The organism is Rivularia sp. PCC 7116 (assembly GCF_000316665.1).
Classification (GTDB): Bacteria; Cyanobacteriota; Cyanobacteriia; order Cyanobacteriales; family Nostocaceae; genus Rivularia.
The window spans coordinates 5,593,877-5,609,788 of record NC_019678.1 but is presented as its reverse complement, the minus strand read 5'-3'; the positions used below and the strand labels follow the sequence as shown (position 1 = coordinate 5,609,788).

Here is a 15,912-nt window from a genome sequence, read left to right as displayed (position 1 = left end):
ATAATAACCTTTAACCTTTAACCTTTACTTTCGCTCCATCTCTCAAACCATCTCCACCACGCAATACTATTTGCTGACCTGATTTTAATTCTTGACCAGAAATAGCTACTTGCTGTCCCATATCCGCAACCATTTCAACTTCTATCTGCTTGACATTACCGCTATCAACAGCAAATACCAACCATTTATCTTGTTTCCTAGTTAATGCATCGCGAGAAACAATAAACCCCTCGGTATTCGCTACTAATTGCAAATTCCCTGCAATTGCCATTCCTGGTAATAATCCCTGGGGTGGATTATCCAATCTCACTCTTACTGTTTGTCTTCTCGAAGCAGCATCCGCTGAAGGTACAACCCCCGTAATTGTGGCATTTCCTTTCCATTGCGGTAAAGCACGAGCGGTTAATTCTACCTTAGTTCCAGCAGCTACTTGAGAGCTTAATTGCTCCGGTAATTCCAAGAAAATATCTAACTTATCCCCTGCAACTAAAGTAATTATTTCACCACCGTTTTGTAAGTAGTCACCGGTACTTACCTGTCTTTGTAAAACAACACCACCGGAATTTGCTTTTATATTAGTGCGCTGGATTTGTAATTTCGCTTGATTTACCACTGACATCGCAGCCGCAACATTAGCTTTTTGCGCTTCAATCACTTCACGAGTGGGACCAGCTTTTGCTTCTGATAATTCCGCTTGTGCTTCTAATCTTTCTCCCCTGGCATTGTCTACCGCGGCTCTTGCTTCTACCAACAATCTTTGCGCGATCGCACCTTCTCTTACTAACTTCGTTCTTCTCTGCAAATTATCCACAGCTTCCGCTTCCCTGGCTCTCGCAGCACGGACAGCAGCTTCCCTTTGAGCTATAATTTCCGGACGGGTTCCAACTTCTAATCTTGCTAATTCGCTTCTTTGTTGAGCAAGCTGAGCTTGTGCTTGGGAAAGTTCTAATTGCTGATCGGCATTATCAAGTACTGCGATTGTCATCCCCGGTGTAACTCTATCACCCGGTTGTACCAGCATTTGTTTGATAACACCAGTAGTTCTAGCTTTGATAGTAGCTTGTTGCGGAGATTCTACCTGTCCCAATAATTGTACGTTTCTAGTACTATTCCCCTTCGATATCGTTGTTACTTCTACAGCTTTTGGTGGACGTGGTTTAACAGAGGCAGCCGTTGCTGGTTTCTCAGCTTGACGACTGGGATTAAATACTCTAAAAAATGCTATTCCGTTAATTCCAACCGAGATTAATAATAACAGCGCTAACCAAGGTTTTCTTTGCTTGCTCTCTACAGCTATAACGTCCGTACTTATATCTTGCTTTTCTAAACTATGCTGCAAATTTTGCTCTAAACTCGCTTTTAATTCCGTTTCTGAAACTGTATTTGGTGGCTGCAATTGACTCATGATTTTGGGGGGTAATAGATAATGACTAATTTGTAAAGATTTGAAAATTTTATGCATACCAGTTGGTATGTTTATAGTGAAAATTTTTTTCTTACTTTTCTCCGTTACAGACAATTAATAAATCCATAAAAAATTTATTCAGATACACCTAAAATTCTTAATAGTCCTGGTTTTAAATCAGTTTTAACAGACTCCAAATCATTTTTCAATCTACCAATGGTTAAGACTCCCTGTACAAATACATACATGTATCGAGCAATATTAATTGGATTTAAATCTTTATCCACTATACCTTCTCGTTGAGCATCCGCAACCAGGGAAGTAAAATATTTAGTCATCCGCTCAGTAATTTCCACAGAAATACTTCTGAGCTTATCTTCACTGGTACTTTGTCCCGTGGAGATAAACGGACAACCAAGCACTCGTCCGGTTTGAGCGTGTTTTGCTGCTTGCATGGATATTATCAGTTCGCAGTAAAAATCAACTCTTTCTAAAGATGTATTTTGCGGAGAAAACACGCGGTCAAAACTATTCCTAACCTTTAACCAGCGTGCTTCTAATGCTGCTGCTGCTAAATCAGACTTTGATTTAAAGTAATGATAAAAAGCACCTTTAGTAACTCCTGCTTGCGTACAAATTTGGACAATACCCACGCAATCGTAATTATTTTCCCAAATCAAATCCAAAGCTTTCTCTAACAGCTTTTGTTTGGTTTCTCTATGTTCTACAACAGTTGCCATAATTAAATGCATATATATGATTATCTATCATACATACCAGTATGAATGTTGGCAAATTTGAGAATTGAGAATTGGTAATGGGTAATTGGGGAATATAACTATTAACTCCTAACTGTTCACTGTTCAAGCAGATTTTTGGGAACGTTTTCGGGTACAGTCCATTGGTAGAGGGTATAGCTGCGTCCGTTTTTATCCCTTACTTGCTCAACGCGCTCTGGTTTCCAATCACCCATGTCAAAAGCATGGGAAACGATTCGGGTACCTGGTTTGAGTTCCTGTAATAATTTTGGTCGCAGTTTCAAGTTGATTGCAGGTAATAAATAAAGCGTTACCACTGTCGCATCGCTAAAATTTGTTTTGAATAAATCTTGCTGTAAAAACTCGACTTTATCGCTAACACCGGCTTTTTTCGCATTTTCTCGACTTTCTTTGACTAAATCGGGATTAATTTCCACACCAGTAGCTTTTTGAGCATTGTATTGTTTAACAGCAGCGATAGGAATACGTCCATCACCGCTACCCAAATCGTAAACAACATCGTTACTAGAAACCTTAGCCATTTTCAGCATTTTTTCCACAACTTCATTGGCTGTTGGTACATAAGGTACATCAGCCTTTGGAGTTTTTGAGATATTTACTGATGGTGTTTCATCTCCTGACGTTAGATTCTGTTCCGCTTGAACACTCTCTTTGCTACAGCTAATCATCCCTAAAGTTGAAATACTCAAACCGATAACAATTAAAGTTTTGATACGCTCGACAATCATGTTTTTTCTCCTTTGATTAAATTAATACCCATCCAAAAGAATAGAAACTATTATTCACCCTTCACTGTTCACTGCTCACTGCTAACGGAATTCCAATCAAAACCACAACTACACCAACAAGCGAACCTATACCCGTATAAACAGTACTTGAGTAAATTAAATAACCACAAGTCAGGCAAAAGATAATCGGTGTTAATGGATAGAGAGGAACTTGGAAAGCTCTTTCTACATGGAATTCTCGGTTTCTTAAGATAAACAGAGACAAACCACAGAGTAAGAAAAAGAACCAAAACACTGGGGCTGTAAAATCCACCATAGTTTCAAAACCTTTGCGGGTTATGCTTCCTAGCACTATCAATGCTAAAGCAATGATTCCTTGAAGCAGATATGCATTTGTTGGGGTATTAGTAGCATTGTTCCACTTTCCCAGGAAGGAAAACAGCGAGAAATCCTTTCCTAAAGCATAGTTACTTCTGGCTCCAGTGAGAACACTGGCATTGAGCGCTCCCAGGGTGGAAATACTAATTAGCAAACTAATAAAAATTGCTCCAGATTCACCATTAGCTTGCCGCATTAAATCAGCAGCGACAGCTTTAGAGTTAGCCATTCCATTGATTCCCAAACCTTGGAGGTAAGCAAAATTAATCAGTATATAAATAGCCGTGATGATGCCAATACTTAATATTAGAGAGCGTAGAATATTGCGTTTGGCATTTTTTAATTCAGCAGAAATAAAAGCTGCTTCATTCCAACCTCCATAACTCAAAAGCACGAAGACTAATCCTAAACCCAAATTATTAGAAGCATTCGACGAGGTAGGTGGTGGTTGAGCGGGAGCAAAAGTGAATGCGAAAATCAACCCAGCAATTACAACTAAAATCAAACCCAAAATTTTTAAAACGCTTAACCAGTTTTGCGCTCGTTTACCTTGCCGAATCCCAATAATATTCAACCCAGTTGAGATAATTATGGCTAAACCCGCATAGATAGATGCTGAATAATTACCAATATTACCTAAGCCATCTAAACTAAATATCTGTGCGGTATAGTCACCAAAAACAAACGCCAAAAGAGCAATCGAACCAGTTTGCACTACACTCAAACGTGCCCAAGCAAATAAAAAAGCAATTCGTTTACCGAATGCGCGGTGTAGATAGTAATAGCTACCACCTGGATGGGGATAAGTTGTTGCCAACTCTGCAAAGCATAAAGCTCCAATTAAAGAGATGATACCACCAACAAGCCACAGCCCAATTAACTTTATTCCATTGCCAGCATTTGCAGCTACCAAAGCAGGAGTTTCAAAAATTCCCGCTCCAATGACAATCCCCACAATTATCGAAACAGCATCGAATAATCCTAGAGAAGCTTGTTTTTCCGACAATTCGAGCGATACTGTCAGTTTCTTTTTCGAGTTACTCACGTTAGTACCATCCTTTGATGCGAAAATTTATGATACTAACTGCATTATTTCAGTCTCGGGACTGATATAAATATTTTTCTTCTTTCTTTTCCATAACCAGAGTTGATTCATGACTCTGTACCCCGAATTCAATTGTGTTTAAGCATCCCAGACAAATGTGACACAGAAATGACAATATGAAGAAAATATTAAATTAAGATGAATTTCCAATTTAATTATTCCTAACTTTCTACTCCTAACTTTTCTTCTTCCAATTGCTTCTCATCAACAATATTAAATTCCCCATCTCGCCAACCATCGGCAACGCTTTTAAAGAAGCTACCCAAGGGAATCGCAACTAATAATCCCAATACTCCTAACAATTTCGCTCCAATTAACAAAGAAATTACTACCCAGACTGGATTTAAGCCCGTAAATTTACTTAAAATGCGTGGAGCTACAAAATTATAGTTAAATTGGTCAATCGCTACCGCTACAGTTAAAACTTCGATTCCCAACCAAAAGTTTTTCAACCCTACCAATAAGCTAACTAAAGTAATTCCTATACCAGTACCGAAAGGAAATAAAGCAAAAAATCCAATAACTAAAGCAAATAATAAATTTAAAGGAACTCGCAACGCTACAAAAGCTAAACTTAACCCAGTTGCCAAAATCGTAGCTAAAGTAGCTTGTCCGATAAAGTAGTTCTGAAAGTCTTCACTCAAAGACTCGCTTACCTGTTTACCAATGCGTTCGGGAAACCATTTTAATATCCCCTCCCACAGGCGATCGCCGTTTAAAATCATGTACAAAGTTAGCACTACCGTCAGCAAAATATTGAAAACGCTGCCGATTGTACCGAATGCTAAACCTATTATTCTTCCGCTTAAACTTTGAACTTGGTTGGATAATCTATTTAGTATATCGGGAAGTAAACCACTAAGATTAATTGGTAGCTGTTGAGTCGCAGCCCAATTTTGAAAAGTTTGTAACTGCTGCGTACCAGAATCAATCCAAGCTGGCAATATATTAACTAATTCGTTTACCTGTTCGAGAATTAACGGTAGTACTGTAATTGCTAAAGCCGCAAATATTATCAGCGCTAATAATAAGACTCCCGCAGTTGCAAAATTACGATTTACCCGTCGTTTTTGCAAAAAACCAATCGGATATTCTAAAACAAAAGCTAATAATATCGCAGCAATAACTATATTGACTAAGGGTTGAAGATAATTGATAACCCCAAGCAATACCCAAGCATTCAGAATAAACAACGGAAAAGCCAATCCTAAACTTAACCATCGCGGCAGTTTGAACATAACAGCCATAGCACCGTAAATCCACAATAGTTATTAGTTTATTGCGGTTTTAGCTTGTTGGGCTAGTTCAACCGAATACTTTTTATTTGGGAATTGGGCATGGGGGATTGGGCATGAGGCATTGGTAATTAGGAGAGACGAAGAGAAATTAATATTTCAAATTTAAACTTTCAACTTTTAATTCCTAATTCTTAACCACCAACAACTATCCACTAACTACTAATACCAATTCTGTATGAGGCTGCGCTAAACGCCCTCACTCTGTAAGAGTGGGGCTAACCAAACAAAGCCCCTCTTCAGGGGCTGAATTCGGCGCATCTTTATAAAGAAATGGTATAACAACTTTTTTGTCAATATCCGTACTTATCAAAGCTGTTTTTAGTATTATCAATCACAGCAAAATTCACATTGCTTAATTTGAACATAGAGCATTTTTGGCTGTTTTTCTCTAAAATATTAATCTTGTAGTACGTCAATGATGTAAATATGAGGCTATTTGCTGTTGAATTAAGAGATTTATTTTTTAAAATTATCGTAAATTTGAAAAGTGAATAAACTGCTTCCCTCAAAATAACAATAGCATGTTACAGCGGAAAGTCTTGTAATCTCATGGGCTAATTGAGAATACTGTCAATTAAATTAGTTATGTGAAGTTTGGTAACGAGGTTGTGAAGGAATATGAATACAGAAGTTTGATGAATTAAGGGTTTTAGGAAAAGTTTTGATTATATAAAGGTGGTTTTGGGGTTTTTGTTGAGGTTGAAAGATAAATTGGTGAAATAATAAGGTTTTCTGTTTTTGTTGTAGCGATTGCTTTATTAATTAAAAAAACCGCAGAGGACGCAGAGAACGCAGAGGAAAGAGGTGGAAGAGAAATTAAATAATGGATGGTGAAGAATTGCTCCAGAGGTATGCTGACGGGGAGCGCGATTTTAGTGGAAAAGGTATTTATAATCTCCCATCCCCAATGCCCCATGCCCAATCCCCAATTCCCAATTCCCCATCTAAAAATAAGAAAAGCCCAGTTGTTAAGACTGAGCTTTTCATAATTAGCGGGGTTATAAGTGAAGTTCCCCGGTTTCCTTATAAAAATTGGCTATATAATTCGTCAAGTTAATTATTACTTCCACCGTATTTCCATCTATTCCGGAAAGTTTGTGAATTATTTTTTGGAGAAAGGTAATTGATAGTGGGAATAGGGCATGGGGCATGGGGGATTGGGCATTGGTAATTGGGAATGGGTAATGGGTAATGGGGAATTGGTAAAAATTTCAAATAAAAAAACAGACGGTAGTGGGAGCCGAACAAATCCCTAGCTATATCCAAATATTACAAATATTGCCCAATGACTAATCCTTCATGTCCAATCCCCTATTACCTATTACTCCCTTCCCGGCAGAAGATTACCGTTTGGATTGAGGGAGGGAGTGAGAGAGGGAGAGAGTGAGGGAGAAATTTTTAGCCGGAAATCTTAGAGCGGGATAGGAGTACCAATTACCCATTACCTATTCCCAATTTAATAAAATCGAGCAAAATCTGTTGATGCACATCACCTAAAGGTCTTTCTTCTGCTGCTGCTGCTGAATAACATTTACCGTTGCGGATTTCTTCGGGGGTTACTAAACCCATATCCCAACCTTCACCGAGGACTAGTTTATCTAGTTCAACTTCTAATGGTGCGTGGAAAACGTGACGTACTGCTTTTTCCGAGTCATAACGACCAAATTCGTAAATTTTTTCTGGTAATGTATAGCTGATTTCTTCTATAACTTCCCTTCTCACGGCAACTTCGGGAGTTTCACCGGGTTCAATATGTCCGCCAAAAAATGCCCAGTAACCCGGATAGGGAATAGTTGGGATATTATCTCGCAACTGCATGAGAAATTTATTGTCTTTGTAGAGAATAGCGATCGCGACATGATGCACCTGTTGATTATCCATTGTTAGCTATTTATAAAAATCAATCATAATCTAAGCTTCATAATTACCAATTACCCATTACCAATTACCCATTAATAATTACTTCTCTTCCAAATAAACTTCCCCTAAATCGGTACCAGATACAGGAATGCTTTCGTACTGGGGTAATGCTTTAACTACAACTTTGTCTCCTACCTTCCAACTGTTTTGATTGGTTAATACCCAAACTTTGCCAGTAGAGTCCTCGATCTGATACATTTGTTGCTCTAACAAAGGTACTTTTCTTTCTACCTTGCCTTGAATGTAAACGGGAGCTTCGTTATCGCTTTTAGGAGGTTTTAACTCGCCAATGGAAGTAACATTTACGCCGATGGCGTTCATTCCGTATTCGCTCAAGTTGCTGCAACTTAATAGTCCCGAGATTAAGCAAGGAGCTAAACCCCAAAGAAACATTTTGCTTTTGACTCGTTGCATTTTAGGCACCTTATTGAGTAATCTAACCATGACTCGCTTGGTTTGTCGTAATTTTCATATATATAGTTCCCAGCCATCCCAAGTTTATAAAACTTTTTCCTTGATAAATTCTATTGAGCGTACAGCAAACTATCTGAGAAGATATTTAATATGGTGAATGCCGTGGCGTATTTACTGACTTAAAATTGCTCATGGAAACAAAAACAGCACAACTGCTTGACGGTAAAGCTCTAGGCTTAAAAATTCACGAACAACTTTCTACTAAGATAGCCCAACTCAAATCTAAAGTAGGACGTACTCCTGGTTTAGCGGTGTTGATGGTTGGCGATAATCCCGCAAGCGCTGCTTATGTCCGCAACAAGGAACGAGCTTGCACCAAGGTGGGAATTACTTCGTTTAACCGGCATTTTCCCACCGAAACCAGTTTTAACGAACTTCAAGAAGTAATTCATAATTTAAATTCTGACGAACGAGTCGATGGGATTTTAGTACAGCTACCTCTCCCTCCTCATTTGGATGCAGTCGCTCTACTACACCAAATTGCTCCGGAAAAAGACGTTGATGGACTCCACCCCCTGAATTTAGGAAAATTGTTAAGGGGAGAGCCGGGATTACGCAGCTGTACTCCTGCGGGGGTAATGCGTTTGTTGCAGGAATATTCAATTTCCTTAGAAGGAAAACAAGCTGTAGTATTGGGACGTTCGATTTTGGTAGGGAAACCAATGTCGATGATGTTATTAGCAGCGAATGCCACCGTTACTATGGCTCATTCGCGCACCCAAAATTTACAAGATATTACAAAAAATGCCGATATCCTGGTGAGTGCGGTGGGAATTCCTCAATTAATTACCGCCCAAATGGTGAAAGAGGGCGCAGTTGTGGTAGATGTGGGGATAAACCGCATAACTGACGAAAACGGCAAAAGTCGCTTAATTGGTGATGTCAGGTTTGATGAAGTTGCAACCGTTGCAGATTATCTTACCCCAGTACCCGGTGGTATTGGACCTATGACTGTTGCAATGTTGTTGGAAAATACTGTTAGCAGTTACCAGTTAACAGCGAACAGTTAACAATTACCCATTACCAATTACCCATTACCAATTACCAGGAAATTAAGGACATTTACAATGGTTGCAGCAGATAATCTGACAAAAAATGAAACGGAATCTAAACAATCAAAGTTTGATTTATCGGTTTATCTCAAGGAACGACAAAAACTTGTGGAAACAGCTTTGGATAATTCCATTGCCGTAGTTTATCCAGAAAAAATCTATGAAGCAATGCGCTATTCTCTCTTAGCTGGAGGCAAGCGCTTGCGTCCAATTTTATGTTTGGCTACTTGTGAAATGACTGGTGGCAATACCGAAATAGCAATGCCCACGGCTTGCGCTTTGGAAATGATTCACACCATGTCTTTAATTCACGATGACCTTCCGGCAATGGATAATGATGATTATCGTCGCGGTAAGTTAACCAATCACAAAGTATATGGCGATGATGTAGCAATTTTAGCCGGGGATGGTTTGTTGGCTTACGCTTTTGAATATGTGGCAACTAACACCAAAAATGTGCCGCCAACCCAAATTCTACAGGTAATTTCCCGTTTGGGGCGTGCGGTGGGCGCTGCTGGTTTAGTGGGGGGACAAGTTGTAGATTTAGAAATGGAAGGAAAAACAGATGTTTCCTTAGAAACTTTGAATTTTATTCACAACCATAAAACAGCCGCCCTTTTAGAAGCCAGTGTTGTTTGTGGCGGTATCTTATCGGGAACATCCCCAGAAGACATTCAAAAACTCCAACGCTATTCCCAAAATATTGGACTTGCATTTCAGATAGTTGATGATATTCTGGATATCACCGCAACCCAAGAGCAATTAGGTAAAACTGCTGGTAAAGACTTAGAAGCACAGAAAGTTACCTATCCCAGTCTTTGGGGCTTGGAAGAATCGAAGAAACAAGCACAACTGCTTGTAGAAGCCGCTTGTGCTGAATTAGAACCATTCGGAGAGCAAGCTAAACCTTTAGTTGCCCTCGCTTATTTCATCACCAGTCGCAGTAACTAATTCAATTTTTAGATTTGGGATGTGAATAAGTAGTGTCCCACACTTCCTCACGCGCACAACCACTGCTAATATTACCCTAATTCAACCGTAATACCATGCAAGACATAGGCAATATCTTTGACAACCACGTACTAATAGTTGCCTTGATAGCTTGTTTAACAGCCCAGGCTTTAAAGCTCTTAATCGAGTTTATCAAGAACCGTAAAGTGAGTGCGAGTGTTTTAGTGACCACTGGAGGTATGCCCAGCGCTCATTCGGCTTTAGTAACGGCTTTGGCTGCTGGTGTCGGACAAACTATCGGCTGGGCTTCCCCCGAGTTCGCTTTGGCTGCTATTTTCGCCATTATTGTAATGTACGATGCTGCTGGAGTCCGTCAAGCTGCCGGAAAACAAGCACGCATCCTCAACCAAGTTATTGATGAAATGTTTCACGATCATCCAGAAATCGCTGCCGAGCGTCTCAAAGAATTACTCGGACATACACCCTTTCAAGTCATAGCCGGTTCGGCTTTGGGTGTCACCGTTTCTTGGTTAGCTCAAGCAGCTTATTAAGCTAGTGGTTAGTGGTTAGTAGTTAGTGGTTAGTAGAACAACTATCAACTATCAACTTTCACCGGTCGGGTGTGGATCATCAACTAATTCGGTAAATTAACAACGGAACGCAATAGCATCACTTTCTCACTATCAACGATGATGGCGAAAAAGCCGCGTTTGGAAAGTTCTTCTAAAGTTTGATAAGCTTCTTTTTGATCGCTAGTGTAAGTTGCTAATAAATAAGGTCTTCTTCCGTAAGCAACAAAACCTACGTCTCCTTTAACAGCTTTACCAACGTCAGATGCTAATTGAGGACGATTGTAGTAATCTACTAATACAGCGTAACCGCTGCCCAAGCGGCGAGGTTTGTAGCTAACGGTACTCGCTTGCGCTCCTCGAGTTCCTGCTTGAGACGGTGTTGGTGTAGCTGTAGGTCTTGTTGTAATTATTCCAGATAAGCCAGCAGAATCTTTAATATACCTTGCCCAGCGATTGGCATCGTCAATTTTCTTAAATCCACCGATACGGGTAACTGTATCGTCGAGATATTTACAGGTATTGGTTGTGATTTTTGTTGGTAAAACCCGCTTTAATTGGGTTTGATTATCTTTTGTAGGACTAACTACTAATAATAAATATTCGCCCATTCTGGGAGCTTGACAAGTGGGAAGATTTGCTTGGGCTGAGCCAGAATTGATACCGCATAGCAAACCCGCTGTTGATAAAACTAAAGCGGCTGGTATTTTAAATTTGCTTAAAATACTTAAATTAATCGGATTCATAGATTTTATTCCCCTAAAACACGCCATAGTAAAAAAAACTTTATCAATATTTCTTGATTTCTTCTAAAGCTGAAATTTCCTAATTAATTAGAATTAGAAACTACTAAATCGGGCGGGGGATGAGCCGCACCCGCTTTGAGAAAAGATAAGAAGGTAACTATTCGTACCCATCAATACGATGTATTTTACTAGAAATCTCCTCCTTAAGAAACAGGAGCTAGAGATGCTAAAGCATTAGGAATTTCCGGCGATGGTGCTTGAAATTCTCCCGTTGCCACATATTCTAAACGTAGCTTCAACCAAGTAATAAATTGAGAATTGGTAGAAACCACCGCTGCTGCTGGCTGGGGACACTTAGTCTTAATTTCAGACATCGCCGCAGCTTCCAGAAAAGCTGGTTGTTTAACTAACCAAAAATCGATTTCTTTCTCTTGTTCGTGGTAATAGCGGGTACGCTCCTTCAAAACCTCTTCTAAAGGTTCCTCTTCTAATAAAAAGCGTTGAGAAGCTAGTACGTAATAATATGTTTGCATTGTCACTCTTGTTCGATTGAATAGTTGACGGAATTAATTAAACAAATAATCGGGACACAGCATATATTACTGCGTCCGAGCGCAATTTAATTTGAAGAATTGAAAGGATTAGCTAATTTTTTAAACGGACAGCTAATTGCTAGCTGCTGCGATGTTGGCTCTGTCTGTCTTCCCGAGAAAAGTCTTTTGATTGTAGCCCATATTGACTTGTCGTTTTGATGTTTTCCACTGCTCGTCAGCTTGGTAAAAAACTGAGTGTTGTCAAAGTAGTGTTCCACATTGATAATTTTCAAGTCATCGGTAACGCGGGCGATGCTCATTCCTATTATCTCCACAACTTCCCCTGTAGGAGCATAGTCTTTATATGTACCATTAAAAGTTCCCCAATGCCGCCATTTAAATGTAACGTTTGGTGGAGAACTGTAAACTTCCAAAACTTCCCATAAAAAACCTTTGGGGAAGGCGCTGCGGAATAGTCTGCCGGATGATTCAAAGTTCTCCTCAGAAGCTTTGTATTCCTCAGCTTCACCAATAAACAAGTTGTAAGTTCCAGCCGCAGAAACATCTTGGGCAGTAAATTCTTCACCACCGTTGCTACTCATGCGAAACTTTTCGTTGACAACCGATAACCACTGTTTCGTATTGGTTTTGAAAGAAGCTTCTAATTCAAAAGCTCTCACCAAATTTTCCACAATAGCTTCGAGGGAACCCGCAGGATGATGAATTAAACTTTCGGCAGCCAAACCTTGATTCGACTCAGAATAATCGGGGGGTTTACCACCACGCCATTCCGAGTCGATACTTCCTGCGATTATTTTGTCTCTCTCCTGTACCCACAAAGGTAGATTCTGAGATTGTGTTGCGCTCATATCAAACTTTCTTCCGGGCTGTATATCAATAAAATTAAGGAATTCCGCAGTTTTCACCCCTTTTATTGATTATCAATTATCAAGATATTTTTACTGTTCGCAGCTTACCGTTCGTTGTTAACTATTCGCCGGTTGATTTATCGCAGCCTGCTCTTTAGCAAAAGTTATTAAGTGCAAAAAAACCGGAAGCAGCATTTTCATATCTGATGGAGGCAGAGCCTCCAAATACTAGTTCCCAGGTTGAACCTGGGAACCAGATTACCTTGAAATCAATTTCAAGGCTCATATACAAAGTACGTTAAAACGCACTAAAAGCCTTATTTAGTCGCCTTTAGACGACTTTGTGTTTCAGCCTAAGAATTTATTCCAAGGCGGTTGTTGACTGGTTCCTAGTCTTCGACTGGGAACCCATCGCTTGAGGCTCTGCCTCGATTTCAACCTCGGCAGAGCCGAGCTAACTGCATTCCCAGGTAGAACCTGGGAACCAGATTGAAACCGGGTTTCTTGTCATAAAAGCATATTTTTCTGGTTCTAAAATCACAAAGAAACCGGGTTTTTGACACTAAATTCAGAATAACTGTTCACTGCTCACTGTTAACTGTCAATGTTTCCCGTGCATAATTTGTTTCATTTCTCTAACGGCTCTTTCCATGCCAACTAAAGCAGCGCGACTGACAATAGTATGACCGATATTAAGTTCTTCCATGCCTTCAATACTCGCCAGGGGATAAACGTTGGTATAGGTAAGCCCATGTCCGGCATTGACTCGCAATCCTGCTTCCCTGGCTTGATTGCAACCGTAGGCTAACAAATCCAACTCCATATTTCTGGTGACTTCATTTTTAGCTTCTGCATATCTTCCCGTATGCAGTTCAATAAATTTTGCTTTCACCTTGACAGATGCTTCAATCTGTGATTCCTCAGCATCAATAAATAAACTTACGGGAATACCAGCACTTTGCAACTTATCAACTATATGACCGATTCTATCAACTTGACCGTCAATATCTAAACCGCCTTCTGTAGTCACTTCCTCGCGCTTTTCCGGTACTAGAGTTACATAATCGGGCTTAATATCGAGAGCGATCGCTAACATTTCATCGGTAGCAGCCATTTCCAAATTCAGATGAGTTCTAACAGTTTCTCGCAGAATTCGGACATCCCTATCTTGAATATGCCTTCTATCTTCCCTTAAATGTACGGTAATACCATCAGCACCACCCAACTCAGCCAGCACCGCAGCCGCAACGGGATCTGGTTCCACCGTCCGTCGAGCTTGTCGAATAGTGGCAATATGATCGATATTTACACCGAGTGTCAGCACCCCTGTTTTCTCCCGTTCGCAGTTTGCAGTTTACATAAAAACTGATTTTACCAGAATTGGTAATTGGTAATTGGTAATTGGTAACGGGTAATTGGTAATTGGTAATTGGTAATTGGTAACTGCTCACTGTTCACTGTTCACTGCTCACTGCTCACTATTCCCTTCTTTCTTAAACCAAAAATAATTAAATAAAACAAACTACATTTAACCAAAAACCATATTACTCCCCATTGCGGTTCGCCAATTTCTTTAACTAACCACATTGCAGGTACGGGTACTGCTGAATCTTTTGTGCTAACAAATAATATGATGAACAAGTTATTTGCAGCATGAGCGCCTAAAGCTAGTTCTAATCGATTATCTTTGAGGGTTAATAAGGAACAAAAAACACCAAAAGCAAAGTAGTATAAAGCCATCCATAACAATCCTCTTTGAACTTCTGGATTGCCTAAATGGGGTAGCATAAACAAAAAACCATTAATAATCATTAATAGTAATGGTTGTTTTGTAATTAATCCGAAGCCCTGCAATATATAGCCGCGAAAAAATAACTCTTCAGCAGAAGTTTGTATGGGGGTTAATACAACAGCACAAGCTAGCAAAGTCAACCATTGAACTGGTTTAAAAGCAAATTCTAAATTGTCTGGCTGTAATATATAACCGACAGCAAAAATAATTAATTGAATTAAAAACCAGACTCCAAATCCTTGCAAGAATCGTTGCCATCGAATTTTGGCATCTGCACCAACTAAAGTTAAAAAACGACGCTGATGCAGCCACCGCATACTCAGAAATATTCCGAGCATAAAAAAGAGAAATTGAACGTTTATAATTAAGTAAACTTGCAGCGAAGGTGTTCTTAAAAAAGCTTCTATTTGCTTTATCAACTCCGCCTGACTAAATCCTTGATTTGCGAAACGTGAAAATATTAAAAGACCTGAGACGATACCACCTAATAATAACCAGAAAAACAGTATAATTATTATTCCTAATAGATAGCGCCACCAACTGTTTTTACCTTGTCGTGCGACATCTAGATAAGTTTGACTCATTTGCTGAAATTTATAAACTATTTACTCTTAATTGACTCTTAAAAGTTTTGATGACTTCTATCATTTTATTTATGTATGATTATAGTAAAAAATTTAACTCAATATATCTAGCATAAATACATATATTGTTACATTAAAATAAAGTGTTCAAATGCAATCTTAATTAAAGAATATTAATAATATTTATTTTAAGCGGAGTAATTAAAAGTGTGGTTAGACAATAAAGATTCAGTAGAATACGAAATATTTAAACAGTACGAAAGAGCTTTGGCTGTTGTTGGTGTGAATTTTTCGCATTCCCAAGTATGGGATGCTTTGGAAGATTGTTCAGACGGACTCGAAGATGCTTTAAGAGCAGCAATTAGCTATATATTATGGTTGCAGGAGCAAAAATATGAATATCATGCCAGCGTTATTTTAGTGCGATCGCTAAATGAGAAATGGAAACCAGTAAAATGGCGTGATGAATATCTGGATTTACCAAATTTAAAGTCTCCTGGACAAAAATGGTGGGAAGGTGCTGCAAAAATCTGGGGATATGACAAGCGCAATCAACTTGTTGCCGATATTATTTATGAAAGCGGTAAGGAATATATTGTATTTATAAACGGTAAAGAAATGTTGATAGAAACTGCTTGGCGTTGGGGTTGGGAAAGAGTTTTAGATTATGCTACTAATTAAAAAATAGGGGATTGGTAATTGGGAATAGGGCATTGGGCATTGGGAAGA

At 39.2% G+C, this 15,912-nt stretch carries 16 protein-coding genes; 4 read left to right on the top strand and 12 right to left on the bottom strand.

The features are described 5' to 3' along the window. Nucleotides 1-10: 10 nt before the first annotated feature. The 7 genes from RIV7116_RS21680 to RIV7116_RS21645 form a co-directional block, all read right to left on the bottom strand. Complete coding sequence (locus RIV7116_RS21680; protein WP_015120458.1) at nt 11-1,462, bottom strand: efflux RND transporter periplasmic adaptor subunit; 1,452 nt, start codon at nt 1,460-1,462, stop codon at nt 11-13. Nucleotides 1,463-1,539: 77 nt separating this feature from the next. Continuing rightward, complete coding sequence (locus RIV7116_RS21675) at nt 1,540-2,157, bottom strand: TetR/AcrR family transcriptional regulator (protein WP_015120457.1); 618 nt, start codon at nt 2,155-2,157, stop codon at nt 1,540-1,542. Between the two features lie 104 nt (nt 2,158-2,261). Further along, nucleotides 2,262-2,912 (bottom strand): class I SAM-dependent methyltransferase, encoded by a 651-nt coding sequence (locus tag RIV7116_RS21670; RefSeq protein ID WP_015120456.1) that lies wholly within the window; start codon nt 2,910-2,912, stop codon nt 2,262-2,264. 61 nt (nt 2,913-2,973) lie between these two features. Then, nucleotides 2,974-4,335: an APC family permease gene (locus tag RIV7116_RS21665; RefSeq protein ID WP_015120455.1), complete on the bottom strand. Its 1,362-nt coding sequence runs from the start codon at nt 4,333-4,335 to the stop codon at nt 2,974-2,976. Nucleotides 4,336-4,556: 221 nt separating this feature from the next. Continuing rightward, on the bottom strand, nt 4,557-5,642 hold the full coding sequence (locus tag RIV7116_RS21660) for an AI-2E family transporter (protein ID WP_015120454.1): 1,086 nt from the start codon (nt 5,640-5,642) through the stop codon (nt 4,557-4,559). 1,485 nt (nt 5,643-7,127) lie between these two features. Then, nucleotides 7,128-7,574, bottom strand: a complete 447-nt coding sequence (locus RIV7116_RS21650) for an NUDIX hydrolase (protein WP_015120453.1) — start codon at nt 7,572-7,574, stop codon at nt 7,128-7,130. A gap of 78 nt (nt 7,575-7,652) precedes the next feature. Further along, the gene (locus RIV7116_RS21645) at nt 7,653-8,057 is read right to left on the bottom strand and encodes a hypothetical protein (RefSeq protein ID WP_015120452.1); all 405 of its coding nucleotides are present in this window, start codon (nt 8,055-8,057) and stop codon (nt 7,653-7,655) included. A gap of 161 nt (nt 8,058-8,218) precedes the next feature. On the opposite strand from RIV7116_RS21645, the gene folD reads away from it, so the two are divergent. The 3 genes from folD to RIV7116_RS21630 all read left to right on the top strand — a co-directional run bounded on the left by folD (nt 8,219) and on the right by RIV7116_RS21630 (nt 10,641). Beyond that, a complete protein-coding gene (gene folD, locus RIV7116_RS21640) occupies nt 8,219-9,097 on the top strand; it encodes a bifunctional methylenetetrahydrofolate dehydrogenase/methenyltetrahydrofolate cyclohydrolase FolD (RefSeq protein WP_015120451.1) in 879 nt (292 codons plus the stop codon). Nucleotides 9,098-9,154: 57 nt separating this feature from the next. Then, nucleotides 9,155-10,090, top strand: coding sequence for a geranylgeranyl diphosphate synthase CrtE (gene crtE / locus RIV7116_RS21635; RefSeq protein ID WP_015120450.1), 936 nt, complete (start codon nt 9,155-9,157; stop codon nt 10,088-10,090). A 95-nt stretch (nt 10,091-10,185) separates the two neighbouring features. Next, nucleotides 10,186-10,641 carry a divergent PAP2 family protein gene (locus RIV7116_RS21630; protein WP_015120449.1) on the top strand — a complete coding sequence of 152 codons (456 nt, stop codon included), beginning with the start codon at nt 10,186-10,188 and terminating at the stop codon, nt 10,639-10,641. Between the two features lie 83 nt (nt 10,642-10,724). On the opposite strand, the gene RIV7116_RS21625 is transcribed toward RIV7116_RS21630, so the two are convergent. The 5 genes from RIV7116_RS21625 to RIV7116_RS21605 form a co-directional block, all read right to left on the bottom strand. Continuing rightward, nucleotides 10,725-11,405, bottom strand: coding sequence for a hypothetical protein (locus RIV7116_RS21625; RefSeq protein ID WP_015120448.1), 681 nt, complete (start codon nt 11,403-11,405; stop codon nt 10,725-10,727). A 203-nt stretch (nt 11,406-11,608) separates the two neighbouring features. Further along, nucleotides 11,609-11,938, bottom strand: coding sequence for an MgPME-cyclase complex family protein (locus tag RIV7116_RS21620; protein ID WP_015120447.1), 330 nt, complete (start codon nt 11,936-11,938; stop codon nt 11,609-11,611). A gap of 86 nt (nt 11,939-12,024) precedes the next feature. After that, nucleotides 12,025-12,807 carry an ester cyclase gene (locus RIV7116_RS21615; RefSeq protein WP_015120446.1) on the bottom strand — a complete coding sequence of 261 codons (783 nt, stop codon included), beginning with the start codon at nt 12,805-12,807 and terminating at the stop codon, nt 12,025-12,027. Between the two features lie 601 nt (nt 12,808-13,408). After that, a complete protein-coding gene (locus tag RIV7116_RS21610; RefSeq protein WP_015120445.1) occupies nt 13,409-14,131 on the bottom strand; it encodes a pyridoxine 5'-phosphate synthase in 723 nt (240 codons plus the stop codon). 137 nt (nt 14,132-14,268) lie between these two features. Then, nucleotides 14,269-15,183 (bottom strand): CPBP family intramembrane glutamic endopeptidase, encoded by a 915-nt coding sequence (locus RIV7116_RS21605; protein WP_015120444.1) that lies wholly within the window; start codon nt 15,181-15,183, stop codon nt 14,269-14,271. A gap of 207 nt (nt 15,184-15,390) precedes the next feature. Between RIV7116_RS21605 and RIV7116_RS21600 the strand changes: the two genes are divergently transcribed. Further along, entirely contained in the window at nt 15,391-15,864 is a 474-nt protein-coding gene (locus RIV7116_RS21600; RefSeq protein ID WP_015120443.1) for a hypothetical protein, read from the top strand. Nucleotides 15,865-15,912 lie beyond the last annotated feature (48 nt).